At 63.4% G+C, this 21,445-nt stretch carries 17 protein-coding genes; all 17 read left to right on the top strand.

All coding sequences use genetic code 11. From position 1 onward, the window contains the following. Positions 1 to 269 precede the first annotated feature (269 nt). The 17 genes from GDJ93_RS03105 to selB all read left to right on the top strand — a co-directional run bounded on the left by GDJ93_RS03105 (position 270) and on the right by selB (position 21,424). Positions 270 to 788 carry a 4Fe-4S dicluster domain-containing protein gene (locus GDJ93_RS03105; protein ID WP_022095206.1) on the top strand — a complete coding sequence of 173 codons (519 nt, stop codon included), beginning with the start codon at positions 270 to 272 and terminating at the stop codon, positions 786 to 788. A gap of 76 nt (positions 789 to 864) precedes the next feature. Next, on the top strand, positions 865 to 3,087 hold the full coding sequence (gene fdhF / locus GDJ93_RS03100) for a formate dehydrogenase subunit alpha (RefSeq protein ID WP_082222889.1): 2,223 nt from the start codon (positions 865 to 867) through the stop codon (positions 3,085 to 3,087). Positions 3,088 to 3,165: 78 nt separating this feature from the next. Then, positions 3,166 to 3,783, top strand: a complete 618-nt coding sequence (locus GDJ93_RS03095; RefSeq protein ID WP_022095203.1) for a 4Fe-4S dicluster domain-containing protein — start codon at positions 3,166 to 3,168, stop codon at positions 3,781 to 3,783. Further along, entirely contained in the window at positions 3,776 to 5,794 is a 2,019-nt protein-coding gene (gene hyfB, locus GDJ93_RS03090; protein ID WP_152067704.1) for a hydrogenase 4 subunit B, read from the top strand. Before GDJ93_RS03095 ends, hyfB begins: the two co-directional genes overlap by 8 nt. Before the next feature lie 17 nt (positions 5,795 to 5,811). Continuing rightward, entirely contained in the window at positions 5,812 to 6,735 is a 924-nt protein-coding gene (locus tag GDJ93_RS03085; protein ID WP_006234113.1) for a respiratory chain complex I subunit 1 family protein, read from the top strand. A 16-nt stretch (positions 6,736 to 6,751) separates the two neighbouring features. Next, entirely contained in the window at positions 6,752 to 8,209 is a 1,458-nt protein-coding gene (locus GDJ93_RS03080) for a hydrogenase 4 subunit D (RefSeq protein ID WP_006234112.1), read from the top strand. Between the two features lie 10 nt (positions 8,210 to 8,219). Beyond that, positions 8,220 to 8,873: a hydrogenase 4 membrane subunit gene (hyfE, locus tag GDJ93_RS03075; RefSeq protein ID WP_099431574.1), complete on the top strand. Its 654-nt coding sequence runs from the start codon at positions 8,220 to 8,222 to the stop codon at positions 8,871 to 8,873. A gap of 3 nt (positions 8,874 to 8,876) precedes the next feature. After that, positions 8,877 to 10,442 carry a hydrogenase 4 subunit F gene (locus GDJ93_RS03070; protein WP_099431575.1) on the top strand — a complete coding sequence of 522 codons (1,566 nt, stop codon included), beginning with the start codon at positions 8,877 to 8,879 and terminating at the stop codon, positions 10,440 to 10,442. Positions 10,443 to 10,446: 4 nt separating this feature from the next. Beyond that, positions 10,447 to 12,219, top strand: a complete 1,773-nt coding sequence (locus GDJ93_RS03065) for a hydrogenase large subunit (RefSeq protein ID WP_152067703.1) — start codon at positions 10,447 to 10,449, stop codon at positions 12,217 to 12,219. Between the two features lies 1 nt (position 12,220). Further along, positions 12,221 to 12,937, top strand: a complete 717-nt coding sequence (locus tag GDJ93_RS03060; RefSeq protein WP_152067702.1) for a formate hydrogenlyase complex iron-sulfur subunit — start codon at positions 12,221 to 12,223, stop codon at positions 12,935 to 12,937. A 2-nt stretch (positions 12,938 to 12,939) separates the two neighbouring features. Continuing rightward, on the top strand, positions 12,940 to 13,722 hold the full coding sequence (locus GDJ93_RS03055; protein WP_006234107.1) for an NADH-quinone oxidoreductase subunit B family protein: 783 nt from the start codon (positions 12,940 to 12,942) through the stop codon (positions 13,720 to 13,722). Further along, a complete protein-coding gene (locus tag GDJ93_RS03050) occupies positions 13,723 to 14,304 on the top strand; it encodes a formate hydrogenlyase maturation HycH family protein (RefSeq protein ID WP_099431578.1) in 582 nt (193 codons plus the stop codon). Then, positions 14,304 to 14,807, top strand: a complete 504-nt coding sequence (hycI, locus tag GDJ93_RS03045; protein ID WP_152067701.1) for a hydrogenase maturation peptidase HycI — start codon at positions 14,304 to 14,306, stop codon at positions 14,805 to 14,807. Before GDJ93_RS03050 ends, hycI begins: the two co-directional genes overlap by 1 nt. A gap of 39 nt (positions 14,808 to 14,846) precedes the next feature. Beyond that, positions 14,847 to 15,686, top strand: coding sequence for a formate/nitrite transporter family protein (locus tag GDJ93_RS03040; protein WP_152067700.1), 840 nt, complete (start codon positions 14,847 to 14,849; stop codon positions 15,684 to 15,686). A gap of 122 nt (positions 15,687 to 15,808) precedes the next feature. Beyond that, on the top strand, positions 15,809 to 17,926 hold the full coding sequence (locus GDJ93_RS03035) for a molybdopterin-containing oxidoreductase family protein (RefSeq protein ID WP_193221426.1): 2,118 nt from the start codon (positions 15,809 to 15,811) through the stop codon (positions 17,924 to 17,926). Between the two features lie 76 nt (positions 17,927 to 18,002). Further along, the gene (selA, locus tag GDJ93_RS03030) at positions 18,003 to 19,460 is read left to right on the top strand and encodes an L-seryl-tRNA(Sec) selenium transferase (protein ID WP_226812435.1); all 1,458 of its coding nucleotides are present in this window, start codon (positions 18,003 to 18,005) and stop codon (positions 19,458 to 19,460) included. Next, a complete protein-coding gene (selB, locus tag GDJ93_RS03025) occupies positions 19,457 to 21,424 on the top strand; it encodes a selenocysteine-specific translation elongation factor (protein ID WP_152067698.1) in 1,968 nt (655 codons plus the stop codon). Before selA ends, selB begins: the two co-directional genes overlap by 4 nt. Positions 21,425 to 21,445 lie beyond the last annotated feature (21 nt).

Here is a 21,445-nt window from a genome sequence, read left to right as displayed (position 1 = left end):
GAGGTGTACGCATGTAATACACTCACCTTTATAGCTTCTAGAGAATAATTCCAACCTGCCAAAACCCCTGCAATACACCCGTATTGCAGGGCCTAAGCTCAAGTTTGCCCCCTGCAACTGCGTATATTTAACCTGTATATCGTTGGAGGAATTCTATCGAAGTGCCTGTTTCGCCGCATGCACTCGATACGCCGATGCCGGACCACGGGCGGTCCGGGACTACGTCGACAGGATTTCTCCGGCATGGGATTCAGGAGGGAGTGAACAACATGGGCAATAAACGAGTCGTAGCCGATTCTTCACGCTGCATTGGGTGCCAAACCTGTATGGCGGCGTGCATCGAGGCACACGATATTCCCGGCAACATCGCCGCACCTCGCTTGCGCGTAACGCGCACCTACGAGATTTCCGCGCCGGTGGCATGTCACCACTGCGAGGACGCTCCGTGCGCGAAGGCCTGTCCTACGGGCGCCTTGTTCTTTGATCCAAAGAACCATCGCATTGGCGTCAACGAGGACAACTGCATCGGCTGCAAGAGCTGCGTCATGGCCTGCCCCTTTGGCGCCGTGAGCGTGGCGACCACGCAGGTCCCCGTCTTGATGGGTGACGTGCGCGTGGGTTCGCAGACTAAGAGCTTCGTGCTCAAGTGCGACCTGTGCGTGGACCGTCCCGGCGGTCCGGCGTGTGCCGAGGCGTGCCCGACCAAGGGCCTCACCCTGGTAGACGAGGAGCGTCTGGCAGAACTGACTGCCGAACGTGCCCGCGCCACCATCGAAAACGAGGCGTAAGCGGACGGCCAAACAGGCCCAATGATTGTCAAATAAGTACCGAGCATTCGGTAGCAGAGAAAGGAAGGAGGGTGTCATGGAGAAGCATAAAGTGATCTGCCCGTACTGCGGCGCCGGTTGCCAGTTTAACCTCTTGGTCCAAAACGGCCAGGTCGTGGGTACCGAACCGCTCAACGGCATCACCAACCAGAGCGAGCTGTGCCTTAAGGGCATGAGCGGCTACGACTTCATCAACGACACCAAGATCTTGACTCCCCGCGTACTGCACCCGATGATCCGCCGCACCAAGGGCGCGGATCTTGAGCGCGTAAGCTGGGACGAGGCACTGGATTTCACCGCATCTAAGATGCAGGCCATAATTGACGAATATGGTCCTAACGCTGTCATGACCACCGGCTCTTCGCGAGGCGGCGGCAATGAGGCGAACTACGTCATGCAGAAGTTTACGCGTGCGTGCATCGGCACCCACAGCGTGGACAACTGCGCCCGTACTTGACACGGCCCTACTGTCCTCGGTCTGATGGACACGGTTGGTTCAGGTTGCATGTCATGCTCCATCCCCGGTATGGAGGATGCGGGCTGCATTTTCCTCTTCGGCTATAACCCTGCCGATTCGCACCCCATCGTCGCAAGGCGTATCGTGCGAGCCAAAGAAAAGGGTTGCAAGATCATCGTCGCCGATCCGCGCCATATCGAAACCGCGCGTATCGCCGATCTCTACCTTCCGATCAAGAACGGTTGCAATGTTGCGTTCCTCAACGCCTTTGCCAACTGTCTGGTCAACGATGGCCTCTACGACAAGGAATTCGTCGCCGAGCACACGAACGGCTTTGACGAGTGGTGGGAGACCATCAAGAACTACACTCCCGAATCCGTACAGGACATCACGGGTGTCGAGCCCGCGTTGATCCACCAAGCTGCCGAGATGTACGCCACGGCGAAGCCCTCTGCCATCATTGGCTGGGGCATGGGCGTATGCCAGCAGAAGCAGAACCTGAAGACGGTGCACACCATCGCCTCCATCGCCTGCGTTGCCGGCCAGATCGGCAAACCCAATTCCGGTCTCGCGCCCGTGCGTGGCCAGAATAACGTCCAGGGCTCCTGCGATATGGGCATGCTGCCCAACCTGTACCCTGGCTACCAGAAGGTCACCGACCCGGCAGTGCGTGCCAAGTTTGCCAAGGCTTGGGGCGTACCCGAGGAAAAGCTCCCGCTCGAGGAGGGCTACAAGCTCACCGACCTGGGCCACCTGGTCGACGAGGGTAAGGTGCACTGCTTCTACAACTACGGCGAGGACCCGGTGCAGACCGAGCCCGATTCGGCCGGCATGCGCAAGACGCTCTCCGAGCTGGACCTGTTCATTTGCCAGGACATCTTTATGACGCAGACGACCATGCTCGCCGACGTCATCCTGCCCGCTACCTCTTGGGGCGAGCACGAGGGTGTCTTTACCGCATCCGACCGTAGCTTCCAGCACTTTGACGCGGCCGTTCCGCCCAAGGGCGAGTGCCGTCACGACTGGGAGATCTTCGCGGACCTGTCTACGCGCATGGGCTATCCCATGCACTACGACAACACCGAGCAGATCTGGAACGAGTGCATTAGCCTGTGCCCCAACTTTGTGGGCGCGACCTACGAGAAGATGGCTCCCGAGGGCGGTTACGCCCAGTGGCCCGTCAAGAGCACCGATGTGAACGACCACGGTACGCCCGACATGTTCGCTGGTGGCAAGTTCACCACCAAGGACGGCCGCGCCAACCTGATGGCACACGACTGGGAGGCGCCCTCCGAGCTTCCCGACGATGAGTACCCGCTCATCCTGTGCACCGTCCGCGAGGTCGGCCACTACAGCTGCCGCTCGATGACCGGCAACTGCAAGACGCTGGCACTGCTTGCCGACGAGCCCGGCTTTGTCCGCATGAATCCCGCGGACGCCCAGGCACGCGGCATCAAGAATGGCGACATCGTCTCGATCCACAGCCGCCGCGGCCAGGTATACAGCCGCGCCGACGTGAGCGACCGCATCAACAAGGGCACGGTCTATATGACCTACCAGTGGTGGATCGGCAAGTGCAACGAGCTGACCATGCACAAGGTCGACCCGGTCTCGCATACGCCCGAGGACAAGTTTTCCGCCTGCCAGGTCGACGCTATCGCCGACCAGGTCTGGGCCGAGGGCGAGGTCGAGCGTCAGTACACCGAGCTCAAGCAGGCTCTGGTGGACGCCGCCGCTCCCCAGGACGTTGAGCCTGGCGCCGCCAAGTTCGACGACGAGACGCACGTGAATCAAATCGTGTAGTCCCGTTCTCGTTGGCTTTTTGGGCCGGGCGTCCCGTACGTTCGGGAGCCCGGCCCGTTATTTTGAAAGGAAGTGGGGATGAACCGCTTCATCGACATCAACCCGGAGAGGTGCATCGGCTGCGGAACATGCCAGTCCGCCTGTGCCGACGCCCACCGGATGCAGGGTCTTCAGGATACGCCGCGCCTGGCGCTCGTGAAGACCGGCGGTATTTCGGCCGCCCTTGCCTGCCACCATTGCGAGGGTGCCCCCTGCGCCGAGGTCTGCCCGGTGAATGCCATCGAGCACGATGGCGATCGCATCCACGTCAAGGAGCAGGAGTGCATCGGGTGCAGGCTGTGCGCCATCGCGTGCCCCTTCGGAGCCATCCATCCCGATGGCACGTCTATCGCCGGTGTCGCAGGCATGTGCGACCCGACGCCTTCGTATCCTAAGTCCCTGAGCAGCCTGCTTACGTGGGCTCCCGGCCAGTACACCTGCGCTGTTAAGTGCGACCTGTGCGCCTTCGATCCGGACGGTCCGCATTGTGTGGCGGCGTGCCCCACCAAGGCGCTGACCGTCATGGGCGGCGCGGCCGATCGCGAGCTCGACGAGGCCAAGCGCCTGCGCTCGATCGAAAACGGTCCGGTCGTCGACGTTACCGCTGTGGCCCAGGGTCTGTCCGAGAAAGCAGAAGGGAGCGTAAACAATGGATAGCATGACGCTGTTTATCGCATCGCTTGCCGTCTCGTGCATCGGTGCGCTCGCCTCGGTTCTGCTGATTAAGGCCGACAACGCCGCCAAGACCGCCGGCTGCCTGATCGGCGCCGTCGCGGCCGTGCTGTCGTTCATCGCGGGCCTCGAGGCCGTGCTTGGCGACGTTTCGTCCCTCAACACGGTCTTCTTCTTCCCGTTCGCCCGTCTCGAGCTCTTGCTCAACGGCCTTGCGGGCCTGATCGTGGTCCTCATCTCGATTCTCGCCTTTGCGGGCTTCATCTACGGTCTGTCCTACTTCGACGAGTACCCGGGCAAGGTCGGGCGCGCCGGCTTCTTTATGAACACCTTCGTCGCCTCGATGATGCTCGTCATCACCGCCGACAACGTGTTCTGGTTCCTGGTCGCCTTTGAGCTCATGTCCCTTACGAGCTACTTCCTTGTCGTTATCGAGGAGAACAAGAACTCCATTAGGGGCGGTTGGCTCTACTTCGTCATCGCGCACGTGGGCTTCGTTCTCATCATGGCGAGCTTCCTGCTCATGACCAACGGCGTGGGCGGTTCCTTCAGCTTCAGTGATTTCCGTACGCATGACTTTGGACCCGCCGTCTCCTCCGCGTGCTTCGTCCTCGCGTTCTTCGGATTTGGCGCGAAGGCCGGTATCATTCCGCTGCACTCCTGGCTGCCCCAGGCGCACCCCGAGGCGCCGTCCAACGTGTCCGCCCTCATGTCCGGCGGCATGATCAAGATCGGCATCCTGGGAATCCTCAAGGTCGGTCTCGACCTGCTCGCGGGTTCGGGCGTCCAGCTCTGGTGGGGCCTCATGGTCCTGGTCTTCGGATCCATCTCGTCGGTCCTGGGTGTCGTCTACGCCCTCCACGAGCACGACATCAAGCGCCTGCTTGCCTATCACTCCGTCGAGAACATCGGCATCATCTTGCTCGGTGTCGGCGCGTCCATGACGGCGCACGCCCTGGGCAACGACGTCATCGCGACGATCGCGCTCATGGCCGCCCTCTACCACACGCTCAACCACGCCATGTTCAAGGGCGAGCTGTTCCTCGGCGCGGGCTCCCTGCTCTATGCCACGGGTACGCGCAACATGGAGAAGATGGGCGGTCTGTTCCGCCGCATGCCGGTCACGGCCGTCTGCTTCCTCATCGGTGCCCTTGCCATCTCGGCCATCCCGCCGCTCAACGGCTTCGTTTCCGAGTGGTTCACCTACCAGTCCCTGTTCAACATCTCGACGCTCTCCGACCCGGTCGTCATGGTGTTCGCCGTCGCCTCCGCGGCCGCCCTCGCCATCACCGGTGCCCTGGCCGTCACGTGCTTCGTGAAGGCCTACGGCGTCTCGTTCGCGAGCAGCCCTCGTTCCCAGGAGGCCGCGAACGCCAAGGAGTCCCCGGCTCCGATGTTGTTCTCGCAGATGCTCCTCGCGGCCATCTGCGTGGTACTGGGAATCGGCTCCCCGGTCATCGCCCCGGTTCTGGGCGACGTCGCCCAGAGCGTGCTTGCCGGCTCCGCCGTCACAGCCACCTCGGGCGCGTCTCTCGTGAACGAGATTTCCGGTGCCGCCACCTCCACCCCCGCGATCGCCATCGCGCTCGTGGTCCTCACCGGCCTCGCGTTCGCGTTGAGGTCCTGCCTCGGCGCCAAGGCCCCCGCTAAGAAGACCGACCCTTGGGCGTGCGGCTACGAGCCCAACGAGCACATGCCCGTCGTCGCCACGAGCTTCGCGTCCGACGTCGAACTCTTCATGGGCCCGCTCTACACCCTGCGCGAGGTATGCACCAAGATCTGCTGGTCCATCGCGCACGTGTTCCAGAAGCTCACCGGTGTCGCCCAGGGCGTCGAGCCCCTGCCCGACCGTTTCCTGGTCGATGCACCGAGCGAGGGTGCCGACAAGCTGGCCGGCCTCGCTTCCAAGATCGAGGGCGGCAACTACTCCGTATACATCTGCTACATCGTCGCGGCGCTCGTGGTCTTCCTCGTGCTCGCCGTGGTCATGGTCTAGAGAGGGGAGAGGATATTATGAACATCGTTCTTGCGATGGCGCAGGGCCTCGTGGTCATGCTGGTCGCGCCCTTCTTCTCCGGCCTCGCCCGTGTGATTCGCGCGAAGATGCACAATCGCCGCGGTCCGTCCATCCTTCAGGATTACCGGGACCTCGCGAAGCTCATGGCGCGTCCCGAGTCCGTGAGTTCCGACTCGAGCTTCGTGCTGCGCATCATGCCGCCGCTGTTCCTCGCGGTGTCGTTTATGCTCGCCATGGGCCTGCCCATGTTCACGCTCCAGAGCCCCATGCCCGTCTTTGGTGACGCCATCACCATCATGTACGCGCTCGCGCTGTCCCGCTTCTTCTTCGCGCTGTCCGGCGTGGATTCCTCCAATGCCTACGCGGGCTTCGGCGGTATCCGCGAGCTCCTCATGAGCGTGCTCATCGAGCCGTCCATGCTCATCGCGCTGTTCACCGTCGCCATCGTGTGCGGCTCCACGGACATTGCGACCATGGGTCAGCACATCGTTACGGGCAACGTCTCGAGCGTCGTCGCCGTTATCCTCGCCGGCGTCGCCTTCGCGGCCGCCTGTTACATGGAGCTCGGCAAGCTTCCGTTCGATCAGGCCGAAGCCGAGCAGGAGCTCCAGGAGGGCCCGCTCGCCGAGCTCTCCGGCCCGTCCCTGGCCATGATGAAGCTCGCCATGGGCATGAAGCAGGTCGTGGTCGTCGCTTGGTTCACCTCCATCTTCATCCCCTGGGGAGAGCCCGCGACCATCGGCGTCACCGCTCTCGTGGGCGCCGTCGTCTTCCTCGTCAAGTGCCTGGTCGATTTCGTCGTCTGCGGCGTGCTCGAGAACTCCGTTTCCCGTTCGCGCTTCAAGGTGCTCGGTAACCAGACCTGGGCCGTCGTCGGCATCGCGGTCCTCGCGTTCGTCTTCGTCGTCGTAGGCGTGTAGGGAGAAGGGAGAAACTATGTCAATCGAATCGAGCTTGTCCCTCTTTGCCATGGTGGCGATCGCCGTCCCCATGCTGGGCTCCCTGCTCATCGTCATGCTGCCGCGTCCCTACGCTAAATGGATCTGCGCCTTTGCCGGCGGCATCGCCACGGTCGCTTCCGTTGGCTTGGCCGCGACGTTTGCCGGAAACGGCATGAACGCGGTCGATGTAACCTGGGCGAGTATGGGCCAGACCTTGGTCATGGGCTTCATATTCGACCGGATGAGCACGCTGCTCGCACCCGCGTTCGTCGCTATCGGCCTGCTCGTCGTCATCTATTCGTTCCCGTACATGAGCGATAAGAATAAGGAGCATCCCGACGCGCCCCGTCGTCGCTTCTACGTGTACTTCTCCACGTTCATCGGCGCCATGGCCGGTCTCGCCTACAGCTCCACCATCGTCGGCCAGCTCGTTTTCTTCGAGATCACCGGTGTGTGCTCCTGGGGCCTCATCAGCTACTACATGACGCCCACGGCCAAGAAGGCCGGTATGAAGGCGCTCATCATCACCCATATCGGCGCTCTGGGACTCTACATCGGCGCGGCCTTCCTGTTCGCCGGAACCGGCACGTTCGCGCTGAGCGCGATCTCCCAGCTCGATTCCGGTATGAAGACCGTCGTGCTGCTGCTCATCCTGTTCGCTGCTTGGGCCAAGTCCGCCCAGTTCCCGCTCTACATGTGGCTGCCCTCCGCAATGGAGGCCCCCACGCCCGTTTCCGCCTACCTTCATGGCGCGTCCATGGTGAAGGTCGGCGTGTGCGTGTTCGCCCGCGCTCTTGCGAGCGCCGGCGATATCCCCGAGATCGTCGGTTGGGTCGCCATCATCGACGCCGTCGTGACCATGCTCTTCGGCTTCCTCATGTACCTGCCCCAGAAGGATATGAAGCGCCTGCTCGCCTTCTCGACGATCGCGCAGCTCGCCTACGTGTTCTTTGGCCTGGGCCTCTCCGTGTTCGGAAGCCAGATGGCGTTTAACGGCGCCGTCGAGCACATCTTCAACCACGCGTTCACCAAGACCCTGTTCTTCCTCATCGCTGGCTCTCTCAGCTTCACGCTGGGAACCCGTATGCTGCCCAAGATCCAGGGCCTCATGAAGAAGTACCCGGTCACGGGCGTGGGCTTTGCGGTCGCCGCGACCGCTATCGCCGGCGTGCCCCCCATGAGCACGTTCTTTTCCAAGTTCCAGATCATTTCCGGTGGCTTCGCGGTTGGTGCTACCAACACGGTCATCTTTGTCCTCGTGTGCGTCATGGTCGTCGAGACCGTCGCCACCTTCGCATGGTTCCTGCGTTGGATGGGTAAGGTCCTGCCCGGTGAGCCGAGCGAGACCGTGGCCGCCGGCCAGCCCCTTCCGCGCGCCATGGCGTTCGTGTTCGTCGTCCTCATGATCATGGTCGTCGTCGCCGGTCCTCTGTCCTCTAGTTGGATGGGTTAGGAGGTAGGACATGGGTTATTCGTTAGTCAATATCCTGGGCGGTCTTCTGATCGTGACCTCCACCATGGTGGTCGTCTCGAAGACCATCCCGTCCGCCATCAAGTGGTACGCGATCCAGTCGGTTGTCCTGGTGGGCGTGCTGCTCACCCTGGGCCTCACCACCGGTGCCACCGAGCTTCTCATGTGGGCCGCGTCGGCCTTCGTCACCAAGGTGATCCTCGTTCCGTTCATTCTCAACCGTGCCTACAAGAAGATGGGTTCGCCTGCCGATAGCACGCTGACCTCCTCCATCAAGCCGGCCTGGACCATCATCCTCACCGGTCTGGAGGTGGCCGTCTGCTTCGCGGTGGTCACGCGCCTGAGCCTGCCCACCGCCGAGGTGGCCACTCCGGCCCTCGCCATCAGCTTCGCGCACTTCTTCGTCGGCCTCACGTGCATCATCTCCCAGCGCAACATCCTCAAGCAGATCTTCGGGTACTGCCTTATGGAGAACGGTAGCCACGTGACGCTCGCTCTGCTCGCGCCCACGGCCCCCGAGATCATCGAGATCGGCATCGCCACCGACGCCATCTTCGCCGTCATCATCATGTCCGCCGTCGTCGTGAGGATTTGGAACGACACCAAGTCGCTCGACTCCCACGACCTGACCGAATTGAAGGGGTAGGCCATGGATGTTTCAATGCTGACGGTCGCCCTGCTCGCTTGTCCTCTCGTGTTCTCCCTGATTATGGCTGCGCTCCCCAAGACGACGTCCTACAACGTCTTCGCGGGGCTCAACACCATCTCCGTCGCGGCGACCCTTGTCCTTTCGGTCGTCACCGCGGGAACCATGCTCTCGAGCGGGCAGAATATCGACGCTTTGGGCCTGTGGCTCCATCTCGATTCGCTCTCGTCGATCTTCGTCCTTCTGGTAGGCATCATCGGGTTCATCACCGGCGTGTACTCCATCTCCTATATCAAGATCGATATCGAGGAGAAGACCATGCCGGCCGAGCGCACCAAGCAGTACTACGCGCTGTTTAGCCTGTTCGTTTTCACGATGCTGCTCGCCTGCCTGTCCAACAACATCATCCTCACCTGGGCGGCGGTCGAGGCCACCACGTTGTCGACCGTGTTCCTCGTGGGCATCTACAAGAACAAGCAGGCGCTCGAGGCGTCTTGGAAGTACGCGATGGTCTGCACCGCCGGCGTGGCCTTCGGCCTGTTCGGCACGCTGCTCATCTACGCGAACGCCGCCGATATCATGCCCAACGCGCATGAGGCAGCCTTCCTCACCTCCATCATGCCCTACGCCGACCAGTTCGACCCGATGCTCGTGCGCCTCGCGTTCGCGTTCATCGTCATCGGCTTCGGCACCAAGGCGGGCCTGTTCCCCATGCACACTTGGCTGCCCGACGCGCACTCCCAGGCTCCGAGCCCGGTCTCCGCGCTGCTCTCGGGCGTGCTGCTCAAGTGCGCCATGCTGGTGATCATCCGCTTCTACTCCCTGTCCATCATCACGGTGGGCGACACCTATCCGCGTACGCTCCTGCTCATCCTGGGCACGCTGTCCATCCTGGTGGCCGCCCTGTGCATCTTTAAGCAGGACGATATCAAGCGCCGCTTCGCGTACTCCTCCGTCGACAACGTCGGCGTGGTCGCGCTGTGCCTGGGTATCGGTGGTCCGCTCGGTATCGCCGCCTGCCTGCTGCACTGCATCTTCCACGGTTTCACGAAGGCGCTCGCCTTCTGCATGGCCGGTAACATCCAGCACATCTACCACACCCGCGACCTGAACAAGATCAAGGGCGTCGTCGAGATCGCTCCCGTCACGGCAGCGCTCACCATCATCGCCCTGCTCGCGCTCGCCGCCTTCCCGCCGTTCGCCCTGTTCATCTCCGAGTTCCTCACCTTCGTGGCCGGCGTCCAGTCCGGTCCCATCTGGGTGGTCGTGCTCGTGGCCATTGGCCTCACCGGCGTGTACTTTGCCCTTACCGGCATCGCGCTCAAGTCCATCTTCGGCAAGGCGCCCGAGGGCATGAAGCGCCACGAGGTGCCCGCCCTCATGATCATCCCCGAGATCGCCCTCGCGATCGTGGTCATGTGGTTCGGTATCGCCACCCCGGTCGCCATCACGAGCGGCGTCGAGGATGCAACGTCCGTCGTTTTGAACCAGAGCGTCGAAGAGCTCCACGAGGCTCCTCTCTACCGCATGGTGTTCAGTTCCCAGACCAAGACAAGCGAGGTGAATTAGCACCATGGCAGAACCTGAAAAGAAGGACTACGCTCGTCGTTGCGAAAGCCACGTCGAGGCCCTGCGCGCCGCAGTGCCGGGCGCTATCGAGAAGGTTGAGTGGCAGTGCGAGGACCAGCTGACGATCACCGTCAAGCAGGACAAGCTGCCCGAGGCCGTCCACTACCTGTACTACGAACGCTACGGCTGGATTCCCGTGATCATCGGCAACGACGAGCGCAGCCTGTGCGGCCGTTACGCCGTGTACTACGTCATCTCCATGGAGGGGGAGGACCCCGGCTGGGTGACCGTGCGTGCCGAGGTCGATCCCGCCAAGATGACGTTCCCGTCCGTGACGCCGTTCGTTCCCGCCTGCGTGTGGGGCGAGCGCGAGCTGCGCGATATGTTCGGCCTGATCCCCGAGGGTCTGCCCGATCGTCGTCGCCTGGTTCTGCCCGACGATTGGCCCAGCGGCCTGTACCCGCTGCGCAAGGACTCCATGGACTACCGCTTCCGTCCCGCTCCCGCGAGCGACATGGAAAACTACGAGTTCTTGGCCGATACCAAGGGCAAGGAGACGACGCTCGTTCCCATGGGCCCGTTGCACATTACCTCCGACGAGCCTGGCCACTTCCGCCTGTTTGTCGAGGGCGAGACGATCGTCGACGCCGACTACCGTCTGTTCTACGTGCACCGCGGCATGGAGAAGGTCGCCGAGACGCGCTTGAACTATGACGCCGTGACGTTCCTCGCCGACCGCATCTGCGGCATCTGCGGCTGCGCCCACTCGGTGGCCTATGCCGAGGCCGTCGAGCGCGCCCAGGGCATTCATGTCCCGCCGCGCGCCCAGTACATCCGCGCCATCATGCTTGAGGTCGAGCGTCTGCACTCGCACCTGCTCAATATTGGCCTCGCATCGCACTACACCGGCTTCGACTCCGGCTTCCAGCAGTTCTTCCGCGTCCGCGAGAAGTCCATGGACCTGGCCGAGAAGCTCTCCGGTCACCGCAAGACCTACGGCCTCAACGTGATCGGCGGCGTGCGTCGCGACATTTTGTCCGAGCAGAAGCTCTCCACGCTCACGACCATCCACCAGCTGCGCTCCGAGGTTCAGGAGCTCGTCGACGTCTTGCTCTCCACGCCCAACTTTATTGAGCGTACGAGCGGTATCGGCATTCTGGACCGCAAGATCGCTCGCGACTTCTCGCCGGTCGGCCCGCTTATGCGTGGTTCGGGCTATGCCCGCGACGTGCGCTTTGACCATCCCTTCGACGGCTACGCCGATCCGGATGTCCAGAAGATGCATGCTGCCACGGCCGACACCTGCGATGCCTTCGGCCGTACCGCCGTTCGCATTCAGGAGGTCTACGATTCGATCGACATGATCGAGACCATGCTCGAGAACTGCCCATCGGGCCCCATCCTCACCACGGATTGGGAGTACACCCCGCACAAGTACGCTATCGGCGCCACCGAGGCGCCGCGCGGCGAGGACGTTCACTGGGCCATGCTCGGCAATAACCAGAAGTGCTACCGCTGGCGCGCCAAGGCCGCCACGTACAGCAACTGGCCGGTCCTGCGCTACATGTTCCGCGGCAACACCGTGGGCGACGCGGCGCTGATTGTCGGTTCGCTCGACCCGTGCTACTCCTGCACCGACCGCGTGACGGTGACCGATGTCGCCGCCAAGCGCGACCACGTGCTCGACAAGGAGCAGTTCGAGAACGTCTGGCGCGACAAGTCGCCGCTTGCGGGCGAGGGCACCATGGCCGCTCCGCTCGATGAGGAGGCGCTCTAATATGCTGAAGCTTTGGAAGGTTAACGCCAAGGCCGGCGACGCGACGGTCAAGTATCCGTTTGCGCCGTTTCCCACCAACAAGGACATGCGCGGCAAGCCCGAGCACAATGCCGAGCTCTGCATCGCCTGCGGTGCCTGCGGCGTGGCTTGTCCGGCCGATGCCATTCGCATGGACACCGACCTTGCGGACGATACCATCACCTGGTCGATCGACTACGGCCGCTGCATCTTTTGCGGCCGCTGTGAGGAAGCCTGCCCCATGGAGGCCATCAAGCTCACCGAGGAGTTTGAGCTGGCCGTCATGAGCAAGGACGACCTCACCAGCAAGAGCGTCTACACGCTCGAGCACTGCTCGCGTTGCGGCAAGCCGTTTGCCCCGCACAAGGAGATCGACTACGCTAAACGCCTGCTGCAAAAGGCCGGCGGCATGGAGGCCGAGCAGGCCGCCCGTACCGTCGGTATGTGCCAGGAGTGCAAGCGCGAGCTCGACGCCCTGCGCGCCGCTTCGGCCGTAAAGACCGGCAACGCTGCCGGCATGGCTGCCAACGAGACGCTTGCGTCCGGTGAGCCCCAGGGCCCCGGCATGGAGTATCTGGGCGGCCACGGCGTGAACCCGGAGTATATCGACCGCGAGCTCAACCCCGATGCGCCCGAGATTCCCGCCGGTCCGGCGCCGGTCGAGGGCATCATCATGGATTTTGAAACGAAGGAGGAGTAACCATGGCCGAACCCACGCTTTTGCCCGAGCGGCTTCAGTACCGCCCGACCAAGATCGAGCTCGACGAGAGCATCGAGAAGGCCAAGGCGACCCTTCTTAAGAAGATCAAGCGCTCGGTGTACGTCTACCGTGTCGACTGCGGCGGCTGCAACGGCTGCGAGATCGAGATCTTCGGTTCCATCACGCCCGTCTTTGACGTCGAGCGCTTTGGCATCAAGGTCGTGCCCTCGCCCCGTCACGCCGATGTGCTGCTGTACACCGGCGCCGTGACGCGTGCCATGCGCATGCCGGCCCTGCGCGCGTTTGAGGCCGCACCCGATCCCAAGATCGTGGTGTCCTATGGCGCGTGCGGCTGCACCGGCGGCATCTTCTACGACAACTACTGCGTCTGGGGCGGCACGGATAAGATTCTGCCGGTCGATGTCTACATCCCCGGCTGCCCGCCCAGCCCCGCGCAGACCGTCTACGGCTTTGCCATGGCGCTCGGTCTGCTGGACCAAAAGCTCCATGCCGAGACCACGGTGGAGGCTGCCGGCGAGCAGGCCGATATCCTGCATCCCGGCGTGCCGTACAAGCTGCGCGTTGCCATCGAGCGCGAGGCTCGCGCCATGAGCGGCTACCGTTACGGCCGCGACCTGGCCAACGAGTTTATGGATACGCTCGAGGGCGCGCCCAAGGGCGATATCCGCGGTGCCATGGCGCTCCTCATCGACAAGCAAGATGATCCTCGTCGTGTTGAGGTCTACTCGGCGCTGCAGGATCTGGTGCTGGCCGGAGGTCGCTAGATGGAGCTCACGGACCGCTCTGGTTACTTTGCGGGCCCCGGCATGCTCGGCGGCTCTTTTGGCGATGCCTCGCGCGCAAGCGACGAGGCCGCCGAGGGCGTCGCCGACCCCTGCCTGGGCCATGCGCCCGACCAGGTGGTCTTCTACGAGCTCACGCGTAAGTTTGTGGAGACCGAGGAAGACGTTCCCCAGGAGGCCTGCGACGTGCTGTACTACACGCTCGCCGTGGGCCACCACACCGGCGTGCTCGACTGCTTTGAGCCGCGCCTGTCGGTGCCGGTGGATGTGTTTTATTCGCTCGTCGACGCGCTGCCGGAGGGGGAGGCCAAAACCAAGTTCGAGGCCATCCGCTCCTTTGGCGAGTGCCAGCTCGACAAGGCGGCGGTGCCGTCGCTGCTCGAGGCCTGCGATGCGCTGCTCGACGAGCGCGGTTTTCGCGGGTCGGCCAAGGCCGGCATCTCGGTGTTCGACGACGACTTTGGCCTGCATGCCCAGCAGGTCGCGTTTTTGATGAAATTTCGCGATCTGGTGGAGCGCGTGCGCGATGTGTCGGGTGTGTATCTGACGGGAAGGTTGCAGTAATGGGTCGCGTTGTGGATGGTCGTGTGAACGGCGCCCCGTTTGCGGGTATCGTGCTCACGGCGGGAAGCGTGCTGCGTGCCGACGATGCCGCCGGCCCCGTGCTCTCCAAAAAGATGGAGGACGCGCCCATTGCCGGTTGGTACACCATCGACGGTGGCCAAACGCCTGAGGACGACATCATCGAGGTCAAGCGCGAGCGTCCGCCTCGCCTGGTCTTGGTCGATGCCGCCGACATGGCACTGCCCGTCGGGTCCATCCGCTTGCTCGACAAACGTGACGTGGCCCGCAAGTCGATGTTCACCACTCATTCGCTTCCCTTGTCGATTCTGATCGAAGAGATTGAGCAATCGTGTGATGATATCGTCTTCGTTGGGATTCAGCCGGGCGACACGGAGTTCTACAACCCCATGTCCCCGGAGGTCTTTGAGGCCGTCGACGCCGTGTACGACGCCGTGGCCGCCAACGACTTTTCCCACTTTGTCCGCTTGGGGCAGGAGCTATAGCAGCGCTTGCCTCTGCTGAATAGGAAAGAAGTGATTGACATGGCAGATTCCAAGGTGGAGTACCCCGCTCCCGATTGCCTGGCGCCCGCCGCGATCGAGGCCAAGACCGAGGCCGCCGGCGTGACCAAGGCTAACCTGCCGGTCGCTAAGGCCTTTCTGTTGGCAATGTTCGCCGGCGCGTTTATCGCCTTCGGCGGCCTGTTCTTTACGGTGTTTTTGAGCGATAGCACGCTGGGCTGGGGCGCCCAGCGCGTCGTGGGCGGCCTGTGCTTTTGCCTGGGCCTGGTGCTGGTGCTGGTGTGCGGCGCCGAGCTGTTTACCGGCAATTCGCTTATGGTCTGCGCGCTCAAGAGCAAAAAGATCACCCTGGCTCAGATGCTTAAGGCTTGGGTCGTCGTGTGGGTCGGCAATTTTGTCGGTGCCTTGTTCATCGTCTTTTTGGTGTACATGGCCGGCATCTATAAGCTCAACGGCGAGGCGGTCGCCAACTCCATGGTGAGCGTCGCCGCCGGCAAGGTGACGATCGACTGGGTGACGATCTTCTTCCGCGGCATCCTGTGCAACATCTTTGTGTGCCTTGCCGTGTGGATCGGTACCGCCGGCAAGACCGTGGTCGATAAGGTCGTGGGCATTCTGCTGCCCATCGCCGCCTTTGTGGCCTGCGGTTTTGAGCACTGTGTTGCCAACATGTACTTTTTGCCCATGGGTGCCGTGATGCACGCGTGCGGCTATGGTGCCAAGGTTGCCGGGGCCGATGCGCTTAACGTCGCGGGTATTGCGTTTAATCTATCCGCCGCCACGCTGGGCAACATCGTGGGCGGCGCGGTTCTGGTCGCGCTCGGCTACTGGTTTGTCTACGCCAAGAAGTCCGAGGCGTAAGGTACCGTCTGTTTGACGTTGAGCCTCCCGCGGGGCGTTGCCGTGCGGGAGGCTTTTTGGGTCTGGGGCTCGTTGCCGGGCTGTTGGCCTGTTGTGTTTGGCTGATGAAAGGGGTAATCGAGATGGCATCTGCTGTGGAGCGTGACGGTCGCGCCGTGGTGACCACATGCGGGGGATGCTATGCCGATTGCGCCTTTGCGGCCCATGTTGAGGATGGGCGTGTGGTGGCCGAGTTGCCGGTGCCGGGGCATCCGTGCGCGGCGCGAGCCCTGTGCGCCCGCGGACGGCATCGCCTGGCAATGCCGTTTGACGAGCGCGACCGCATCATGCACCCCATGCGACGCCGCCAGGATGGCTCGGGGTTCGATGCGATTTCCTGGGACGAGGCGTTTGCCCAGATTGCCGAGCGCCTTTTGGGGATTGTTGACGAGCACGGGCCTCGTGCGCTGGGCATGACGCTCGGCGTGCCCTCGTTCGACCGCTACTGGGCGTATCGCTTTATGCATGCGCTGGGCTCGCCCAACGTATACGGTGCCGACGGCGCCTGCGAGGTAAGCAGACTTACCGGCTGGGAGCACAGTCTGGGCCATAGTCCCGCCTCCGACCTGGCGCACACCGATTGCATCATGTATTTGGGGCGTTCCATTGTCGATTCGTCGACGATGGGGGCCGTTGATGCGCTCAACGATGCGCGCCGGCGCGGGGCGAAGATCATCGTGGTTGACCCTCGGCGCAGTGGTTCGGCTGCTATTGCCGATCGCTGGCTCCGCGTGCGCCCGGGCTGCGACTTGGCGCTGCTGCTGGGTATTGCGCATGTGCTCATTGCCGAGGGCCTGTACGACCACGAGTTCGTTGCCCGCTATACCACGTGTTTTGACGAGCTGGCGCAGGCTGCTGCTGTTTGGACGCCTGAGTGGGCCGAGTCGATGTGCGACGTGCCGGCCGCAGAGATTGTCGCCACGGCGCGCGATCTAGCTGCCGCCGCGCCTGCCGCTGTGGTGGATGCGGGTTTTCATGGTGGCATCGGCATCGCGTATGCCAATAGCACCCAGACCGCACGCGCTATCTGCTTGGTCGATGTGCTGCTGGGCTGTATTGGACATGCGGGTGGCGCGCTCAATCCGCCCACACCGCTTTCACTGGGCGACCTCGATCCCACTCGCTTTGCGACGCCGCCGGTGCCGCGCGAGCCCAAGCTGGGGTCCGAGCGCTATCCACTGGTCGATCCGGTGCGCGGACTGTGCACGACCATCGGTCAGTCGATTCTTGCCGGCGATTTGCGTGGGCTCATCGTCTATGCCAGTAACCCCGGTGCGGGCTATGGCAATGCACAGGCTTGGTTGGGTATTTTGCAGCAGCTCGACTTGCTTGTGACGATTGATATTCGTTGGTCCGAGACGGCGCGTGCTTCTGATTTCGTGCTGCCCGACGTGACGTATCTGGAGGCCGACCGCGGTGTGGGCACAGTCGTGGGCGTCAACGATTCGCGCGTGTTCTACCGCAACGCCGTGCTGCCCGTGCAGCATGACGGCACACGTCCCGGTCGGGAGATTTTTGCCGGTCTGGCGCAGGCGTGTGGCGTGGGCGAGTATTTCCAGTTTACGTCTGACGATCTGACGGCTGCCCAGGTGGCGCCTTTTGGGATCGATCTGGACGAGCTCAAGGAGCGCGGCTGGGCCGATACGGGCGTGGCGCTGCCGTCGCGCACGGGTGAGCCGGTGATTCCACTTGCCGGCGGCAAAATTGCGCTGGCAAGCGACGTATGGGAACGAGTCGGCATGGGTCGTGTGCCCAACTGGATTGCGCCCATGGTGGAGCCCGGCCCGGGGATGTTTCGCCTCATTAGTGGCAACCGTCCCTTTGAGTCGCACACCTCGCGCAGGCTTGCGGCTCAAGGTGCCGCCGAGGCTGGATCGGACCTGGATGCCGTGCAGATGAATGCCGATGCTGCTGCGCGCATGGGCATCGTCGACGGCGAGATCGTCGAACTCGTGAGCGATATGGGCCGCGACCGCGTGCGCGTGGAGACGACGCCGTATCTGCATCCGGCGTGCATCTTTACGTCGGCCGCCCCCGGTGGGCGTTCGTTTGGCGCCGATGCCGGTGGCGCTCAAGCCTTGGGCGTGGGCCCGCTCGACCATACGCCGTTGCGTTGGGACCCGTTGACGGGCGCTGCGCTCACCCAGGAAAACGCCGTTCGCGTGGAAAAGATCGCGGCACGCGAGGATAATAGCGATTGATTGACTCAGCCGATCGAATTGGCTGATAGTTTGACGTTCGAACGATTGATTCACCTTTGGTTTTGAAAGGTCGCACATGAGCGATAGCCAGAACATGTCCGATGAGGTACGCGCCCGCCTTCGCGCCATTCCTTCCGTCAACGAGCTGCTCGCAGAGTGGCCGGTTGTGAAGGCGGCGGGGGAGACCTGCGACGCGGTGGTGCATGCCGCCGTCACGGCCGAGCTCGACGAGGAGCGCGCCGCCATTCGCGCCGGTGCCGCCCCGCGCTCCAAGCGCGAACTGGCATCGGCCATTGAATTTCGCGCACATCGCTCTGCACTGCCGAGCCTGCGTCCTGCCGTCAACGCCACGGGTGTGGTCATCCATACCAACCTGGGTCGCGCCCCGCTCGCGGAATCGGCCGCCAAAGCCGTGGCCGAGGTTGCGCGCGGCTACAGCACGCTCGAGTACAGTGTGGACACTTGTTCGCGCGGGTCGCGCAAGGAGCACGCCGCGCAGCTGATCCGCTCGCTCACCGGTGCCGAGGACGCGCTCGTGGTCAACAACAACGCCGCCGCGGTACTGCTGGTGCTGGCGACCCATGCCGCAGGCAAGGAGGTCATCGTCAGCCGCGGCGAGCTTGTCGAGATCGGCGGCAGCTTTCGTATCCCCGATGTTATGGAGGCCTCGGGTGCCAAGCTCGTTGAGGTCGGGGCTACCAACCGCACGCATTTGAGCGACTACGAGCGCGCCATCACGCCCGAAACGGCCATGATCCTGAAGGTTCATCCTTCTAACTATCGCATCGAGGGCTTTCACGAGGAAGTGGGTTCTCGGGAGCTCGCCGCACTGGCCCATAAGCACGGCCTGCTGTTCTATGAAGATCAGGGGTCGGGCGCGCTGTTGCCCGACGACATCTTGGTGCGCGGAGGCGAAGAAACCACGCCGGCTTCGGTTTCGGCAGGGCTCGATTTGGTGTCGTGTTCGGGCGATAAACTTCTCGGTGCAGCACAGGCGGGCATTATCATGGGCCGTCGTGACCTGGTTCAGGCCTGTGGGTCACATCCGCTTATGCGCGCCCTGCGCCCGGGCAAACTGGCCCTGTCGGCGCTCGAGGCCACGCTGCGTATCTACATGGATGGCGCCGATGTTGCCCATCGCGATATTCCGGTGCTCAGCATGCTTACGCTTCCGCAGGCCCATTTGGAGCGACGTGCCCGCAAGCTGCGCGATCGTATGGTCGCCGGGCTCGACAAGGCCGGTTGCCTGTGCGCCGTTCAGGTGGAGATCGTCGAGGAGTCGTCGACTCCCGGCGGCGGTTCGCTGCCTACCGTCGAGCTGCCCACCATGTGCGTTGCCGTGCGTCTTGTCGATGAGCGTCTTTCCGTTGACGCACTCAAGCGCTCACTCGTCCAAGATTTCGACACGCCGGTCGTCACGCGCGCCTCGCACGATCGCATTTTGTTTGACGTCCGTACGCTCGTAGGCGACCGCGATATCGAGACGGCGGCGTCGACGCTTGCCGCATGCGTTGAGAAGGCGATTGCTCGATGAGTGAGGTTCATGCGCTGGTGGAGTGTCCCGTTATCGTTGGCACGGCGGGCCACGTCGACCACGGTAAGTCGGCACTGATCGAGGCGCTGACCGGCAAGAATCCTGATCGCCTTGAGGTCGAGCGTCGCCGCGGCATGACGGTGGAGTTGGGCTTTGGCGAGCTGGCGCTGCCGAGCGGCAAGATCGTCGGCCTTGTCGACGTGCCGGGCCATGCGCATTACTTGCGCGCCATGGTGCAGGGTGCCACGGGCATCGACGTTGCCGTGCTGGTGGTTTCGGCCGTCGAGGGCGTGATGCCGCAGACCCGCGAGCACGTGCATGTGCTGGAGCTGCTGGGCGTCACGCATATGGTGGTGGCGCTGACGATGTGTGACCTGGCCGATGCCGAGATGACCGAGCTTGCCGAGCTCGATGTCGATGACTTTTTGTCGGGTACCGTGTTTGCGGGCGCGCCGATTGTGCCCGTGTCGTCTAAGACGGGCGAGGGGATCGACGGGCTGCTTGCGGTGCTTGACGAGCAGGTAAGTGCCTGCTGGGATGCCTGCCGCGACCGTGCCGAGCGCACCGATGCCGCGCCGCGCCTGCCGATTGACCGCTGCTTTACGATTAAGGGCGTCGGCACTGTCGTAACGGGAACGCTGCACGATGCGCCGGTTGCGGTGGGCGACGAGCTGATGGCTTTGCCGTCGTGTACGGTCTGTCGCGTGCGCGGGATTCAGGTGCATGGCGATACGCCGCGCGCGCTGCCTGGTCAGCGTGTGGCGCTCAACCTGGTTGGTGACGGTGTCGCGGCGCTTGACCGTGGCGAGATGCTGGGCGTGGCGGACCGCTTTGGCCAGACGTTGCGCTTTATGATGACGTTCACCTACCTGGGCCGCGAGGGCACCAAGCCGCGCGTGCTCGAGTCGGGCGCGCGTGTGCATGTGATGGCCGGCACGGCCGAGGTCGTCGGCCGCATCATGCTTTTGGAGGGCGAGGCCCCCATGGCGGTGGGCGAGACCCGTACCGTGCAGGTGCGCCTGGAGGACCCGCTGCCGCTGCGAGCCGGAGACCATGCTGTGGTGCTGTCGTATTCGCCCGTTATGCTCATTGGCGGCGGGTGTGTGCTGCTTTCGCGCTGCCGTCGCTCGCGCGAGCTTTCGGCGGGGGAGCGCACGCTGCTTGCGGCGCTTGAGGCCGGCGATGCCGTCGCTGGTGTGGATGCGTGGCTGGCGCTGCAGGCGTTGCCGGTCGTGGTTGCCGACGTTGCCGCAGCGCTAGATCTTGTTTCCGTTGAGGCCGACGCCGCGCTGAACGAGCTGGTGGCGCGAGGTGTTGTTTACAAGCTTGCCGGCTCGGGCGATGCGCTGTATGTGAATGCCGCCGTGCTCGACGCCGCGATGGATGCACTGGCGGCGACCCTGTCCGCCATGCACGCGGCTGCCCCCAAGGAGACGGGCTTTACGCCCGGCGCCGTTGCCCATGCTGCGTGGCCTGCCGCTGATGATGGCGTTGCCGCGGCTCTGATTGCCGAGGGCTGCTCGCGTGGCGTGTGCGCCGCCGAGGGCGCCGAGGTATTCGATCCGCATTCGGCCGCCGCGGCGGCACGCGTGGTGCGAGAGGCCTGCGAGCGGATCGTCGCGCTACTTGACGAGGCCGGCCTGGATGCACCGGCGCTTCCCGAGGTGGGCGAACAGCTGCAGCTCGGCCGCGACACCATGACGCGTGCCCTGCGCGAGCTTTCGCTCAACCGCTCGATCGTTAAGGTCGAGCGCGACGTTGCCCTGTCCGCTGCCGCCGAGGCCCATGCGCGCGAGCTTGTTGCCGCTGCCATTGAGGCAGCCGGCGGCGCTGCCACCACGAGCGTGCTGCGCGAGGCCCTGGGTGTGTCGCGCAAACGCGCCATCAGCATCTTGGAACACCTGGATGCCGTGCGCTTTACGGTGCTCGACAAGGAGGCCGGCGGCCTGCGCTCCCTGCGCTAGATTGGCTGCTCGGTTTGGTAA

Source organism: Collinsella aerofaciens, assembly GCF_902501475.1.
Taxonomy (GTDB): Bacteria; Actinomycetota; Coriobacteriia; order Coriobacteriales; family Coriobacteriaceae; genus Collinsella; species Collinsella aerofaciens_AL.
Note: the sequence above shows the minus strand (reverse complement) of the source record. Positions and strands in the feature narration are given on the sequence as shown.